This window comes from Streptomyces sp. E2N166 (genome assembly GCF_003671715.1).
Lineage (GTDB): Bacteria > Actinomycetota > Actinomycetes > Streptomycetales > Streptomycetaceae > Streptomyces > Streptomyces thinghirensis.
Map to the genome: position 1 here is coordinate 996,414 of NZ_RAIF01000006.1, position 4,574 is coordinate 1,000,987.

Genomic DNA, 4,574 nt, shown 5'->3' on the forward strand with positions numbered 1-4,574 from the left:
GCCCTCCGTCCCCCGGCCACCGGCCACCGGCCACCGGCCACCGGCCACCGGCCACCGAAAGGACGACGATGTCCTTGTCTCCCGTCCCCTCCCGCCGCGCCTGGCTGTCCGAGCGGGACTGCGACCTCGACACGTTCCGCGCGCTCGTCGAGCGGCCCACCGACCCCGCCGATCATCCGCGGGCCCGAGCCATGGACCGTAACGTCCCCGTCTACGACGCCGACCGGCTGCACGACGACCGCGAGACGGCGGCCGAACTGGTCCGCGCCCTCGCCGACGGCCCCGGCATCGTCGTCCTGGAGGGCGCGTTCCCGGACCCGTCGGTCGTCGACCGGGCCACCGCCGTGTTCGACGCCCTGATCACCGAGCAGCACGCCTCGGGCACCACCGCCGGCGACCACTTCGCGGCGCCCGGGGCCAACGACCGGGTGTGGAACGCCCTGGAGAAGACGGCCCTGCACGACGCCGAGGCCTTCGCCGACTACTACGCCAACGACGCGCTGGCCCTGGTCGCCCGGGCCTGGCTCGGCCCCGGCTACCAGATCACCTCCCAGATCAACGTGGTCAACCCGGGCGGTACGGCCCAGACCGTGCACCGCGACTACCACCTCGGCTTCCTCTCGAACGAGGTCGCCGCCGCCTATCCGGCGCACGTGCACCGCCTCTCCCCCGTGCTCACGCTGCAGGGCGCTGTCGCGCACCGCGACATGCCCGTGGAGTCGGGGCCCACGATGTACCTGCCGCACTCCCAGAAGTACGAGCCGGGATACCTGGCCTGGCGGCTCCCGGAGTTCCGGGCCTACTTCGAGGCGCACCACGTCCAGCTTCCCCTCGCCAAGGGCGACGCGGTCTTCTTCAACCCGGCGCTCTTCCACGCGGCCGGCACCAACCGCTCCGCGGACATCCGTCGCATGGCCAACCTGCTCCAGGTCTCCTCCGCGTTCGGCCGCGCCATGGAGACCGTGGACCGGGAGGCGGTGGCCAACGCCGTCTACCCGGTGCTGCTCAGGCGCCGGGGCAAGGGTGTGGACGAGCGGTGGCTGGAGAACGTGGTCGCCGCGAGCGCCGAGGGCTACCCCTTCCCCACCAACCTCGACAGCGATCCACCGGTCGACGGTCTGGCCCCGCCCTCGCAGGCGGATGTCGTACGGCGGGCGCTGCGCGAGGAGTGGACGCCGGAGGCACTGCGCGAGGTGCTTCGGGCCGGCCGGGAACGCCGGGAGAGCCGAGGAAGGTGGCGGGCGTGAGGGGACTTCTCGACGACAAGGTCGTCCTGGTCAACGGCGGAAGTCAGGGCGTCGGGGCCGCCATCGCGCGGGCCGCCGTCCGCGAGGGCGCGGTCGTGGCCGTCACCGGACGGCGCCCGGAGCCCGGCGACGACCTGGTGGCCGAGCTGACGGCGGCGGGCGGCACGGCGATGTTCGTACGGGCCGACCTGGCGGACGCGGAGCAGGCGAAGACCTGCGTGGCCCGGGTGGTGGAGGCGTACGGCCGTGTCGACTGCCTGGTGAACTCGGCCGGGCTGACCTCGCGGGGGACGCTGCTGGACACGACTCCCGAGCTGTTCGACCAGCACATCGCGATCAACCTCAAGGCGCCGTTCTTCGCGATGCAGGCCTCGGTCGCGGACATGGTGGGCCGGGGAGCGCCCGGCACCGTCGTCAACATCATCACGTCCTCGGCGCACGGTGGGCAGCCGTTCCTCGCGCCGTACGTCGCCGCGAAGGCGGGGCTCGTGGGTCTCACCAGGAACGCCGCACACGCGCACCGCTGGGACCGGGTGCGGATCAACGGTCTGAACATCGGCTGGACGGCGACCGAGGGCGAGGACGCGACCCAGCGCGCCTTCCACGGTGCCGGGGACGACTGGCGCGAGGAGGCCGCCGCCCGGCTGCCGATGGGCAAGCTCGGGCAACCGGACGAGATCGCCGACTTCGTGGTCCTGCTGCTGTCGGACCGGTCCGGCGTGGTCACGGGCTCGGTCGTCGACTGGGACCAGAACGTCCTCGGTGGCCTGGACTGAGTCCTCACCACCGCAACCACACACAGGGAGCAGCGGAGCACATGCGCATCGGAATCCTCGGCCTCGGCCGCATCGGCGCCTTTCACGCCGAGACCCTCTCCGGACTCGAGTCCGTCGACTCGCTGGTCGTCGCCGACCCGTTCGCGGACGCCGCGAAGGCCGCCGCCGAGCGGTTCGGCGCCGAGGTCGCGGACTCCCCCGAGGCGGTGCTGGCCGCCGGGGTGGACGCTGTGGTGGTCGCGGCGGCGACCGACGCCCACCCGGGGCTGATCCTGGCCGCCGTCGAGGCCGGCGTCCCCGTCTTCTGCGAGAAACCCGTCGCTCGCACCATGGCGGAGGGCGTCGAGGTGCTCAAGGCGGTCGCCGGTCACGACGTGCCGATCCAGATCGGTTACAACCGCCGCTTCGACGCCGGGTTCGTCGCCGCGCGGGCAGCCGTGCGGGGCGGTGAGCTGGGCAAGCTGCACACCGTGCGGTCCACCACGCTGGACCCGGCTCCGCCGCCCGCCGCGTACGTCGCCGCCTCCGGCGGCATCTTCCGCGACTGCTCGGTGCACGACTTCGACATCATCCGCTGGGTGACCGGCCGGGAGGTGACCGAGGTGTACGCCGTCGGCGGCAACCGCGGCGCCGACTTCATCAAGGACGCGGGCGACGCCGACACCACCGGAGCGATTCTCACCCTGGACGACGGCACGATCGCCGTGGTCTCCAACAGCCGCCACAACGCGCGGGGTTACGACGTCCGCATGGAGATCCACGGTTTCGCGGACTCCATCGCCGTCGGTCTGGAGGACAAGCTGCCGCTGCGCTCGGTCGAGCCCGGCGTGACCTTCCCGTCCGGCACTCCGCACGACTTCTTCATGGACCGCTTCACCGCCGCCTACCGCGCCGAACTCACCGCGTTCACCGAGGTCGTCGCCGGTGACCGCACCTCCCCCTGCACGATCGAGGACGCGCTGGAGGCGGGCTGGATCGCCGAGGCCTGCACACTGTCGCTGCGCGAGCACCGGCCGGTGACGATCGAGGAGGTACGGCGGGGATGAGCCGGGCGTGCGGGTCGGCGAGCGGCGCGATCAGCTCGCCGGCTCGCTGATGTTCACCATCCAGGGGACGCCGAACCGGTCCGTGCACATGCCGAAGACATCGCCCCACATCTGCTTCTCCAGCGGCACGGCGACGGAGCCGCCGGCGGAGAGCTGCTCCCAGTAGCCGCGCAGCTCGGTCTCGTCGTCGCCGCTGAGACTCACCGAGAAGGTGTTCCCCGGGCTGTGCTCCATCCCGGGCGGGGTGTCCGCGCCCATCAGGGTGAAGCCGCTCGGTGTCTCCAGCATGCCGTGCATGATCTTGTCGGCGTCGGGGCCGTCGGCCATGCCGGACGCGCCGAAGGTGTTCAACGCCAGCGTGCCGCCGAACACCTGCTCGTAGAACTCCATCGCCTGTCGGGCATCGCCGTCGAAGCTGAGGTAGGGGTTGAGACGTGAGGACATGACTGCCTCCCGGAACGGGACGAAGTGCCAGTGCTGTGCACGCTAGCGCGCCCCACTGACAACGGCCCGCCGAGCGGCGTGCCGGCGGGACCCTCCCCGCCGGCACGGTCAGCGGCCTCGGTCTCGGAGGTCTCGGACGCCTCCGACGTCTCAGGCGCCGCAGGAGCGCAGGAACCTGCGGGTGCGGACGGCGATGGGCAGGGGCTTGTCGGGCTCGCAGGGGTACATGTCCTGCTCGACGATGGCGAACAGGTCCACGCCCAGTTTCTGGGCGGCCGTGAGCACCGGACCCAGCTCGGGTACGCCGGTGGGCGGTTCGCACATCACCCCGCGCTGCACGGCCGGCCCGAACGGCACCCCTCCCGCCCGCACCTCGGCGAGGATCTCCGGGTCGACCTGCTTGAGGTGCAGGTAGCCGATGCGCTCGGCGTACGTCTCGATCAGCTTGACGCTGTCGCCGCCGCAGTAGGCGTAGTGGCCGGTGTCCAGGCAGAGGCTGACCAGGTCGGAGTCGGTGGAGTCGAGGAAGCGCTCGACGTGCTCCTCGGTGTCGATGTGGGTGTCGGCGTGCGGGTGGACGACGATGTCGAGGCCGTAGGTCTCCCGCACCTCGTGGCCGAGCCGTTCCATCCCCTTGGTCAGGTGCGCCCACTGCTCGCCGGTCAGCTCCGGCGGTTCCAGGATCTCGGCGGTCTTGTCGTCGCGCCAGAAGGACGGGATGACGACGAGGTGCTTCGCGTCCATGGCCCGGGTCAGGGCGGCGACGCGGCTGACCTGCTCCCAGGTGGCGTCCCACTCCGAGGGGCCGCGGTGCAGGCCGCAGAAGATGGTGCCCGCGGAGACCTTGAGGCCGCGCCGGGTCACCTCGTCGGTGAGGCGGGCCGGGTCGGTGGGGAGGTAGCCGTAGGGGCCCAGCTCGATCCACTCGTAGCCGGCCTCGGTGACCTCGTCCAGGAAACGCTCCCAGGGCACCTGCCGGGGGTCGTCGGGGAACCAGACTCCCCAGGAGTCGGGGGCCGAGCCGACGCGGATGCGGTCGAGGGCAGCGGGCATGTCAGGCC

The 4,574-nt window shown here is 71.9% G+C and carries 5 protein-coding genes; 3 read left to right on the forward strand and 2 right to left on the reverse strand.

The window, feature by feature from the left end; all coding sequences use genetic code 11:
* The first annotated feature begins 68 nt into the window (after window positions 1-68).
* The 3 genes from EBH09_RS04825 to EBH09_RS04835 are packed head-to-tail and all read left to right on the forward strand — an operon-like array spanning window position 69 to window position 3,069.
* Complete coding sequence (locus tag EBH09_RS04825) at window positions 69-1,247, forward strand: phytanoyl-CoA dioxygenase family protein (RefSeq protein ID WP_121745723.1); 1,179 nt, start codon at window positions 69-71, stop codon at window positions 1,245-1,247.
* Window positions 1,244-2,023, forward strand: coding sequence for an SDR family oxidoreductase (locus tag EBH09_RS04830; RefSeq protein WP_121746246.1), 780 nt, complete (start codon window positions 1,244-1,246; stop codon window positions 2,021-2,023). The genes EBH09_RS04825 and EBH09_RS04830 overlap by 4 nt, the downstream gene beginning before the upstream one ends.
* Window positions 2,024-2,064: 41 nt before the next feature.
* Entirely contained in the window at window positions 2,065-3,069 is a 1,005-nt protein-coding gene (locus EBH09_RS04835; RefSeq protein ID WP_121745724.1) for a Gfo/Idh/MocA family oxidoreductase, read from the forward strand.
* Between the two features lie 30 nt (window positions 3,070-3,099).
* On the opposite strand, the gene EBH09_RS04840 is transcribed toward EBH09_RS04835, so the two are convergent.
* Together EBH09_RS04840 and EBH09_RS04845 are read right to left on the reverse strand one after the other, a co-directional pair.
* A complete protein-coding gene (locus tag EBH09_RS04840; protein WP_121745725.1) occupies window positions 3,100-3,513 on the reverse strand; it encodes a VOC family protein in 414 nt (137 codons plus the stop codon).
* Window positions 3,514-3,663: 150 nt separating this feature from the next.
* A complete protein-coding gene (locus EBH09_RS04845; protein WP_121745726.1) occupies window positions 3,664-4,566 on the reverse strand; it encodes a sugar phosphate isomerase/epimerase in 903 nt (300 codons plus the stop codon).
* Between the last annotated feature and the right edge of the window lie 8 nt (window positions 4,567-4,574).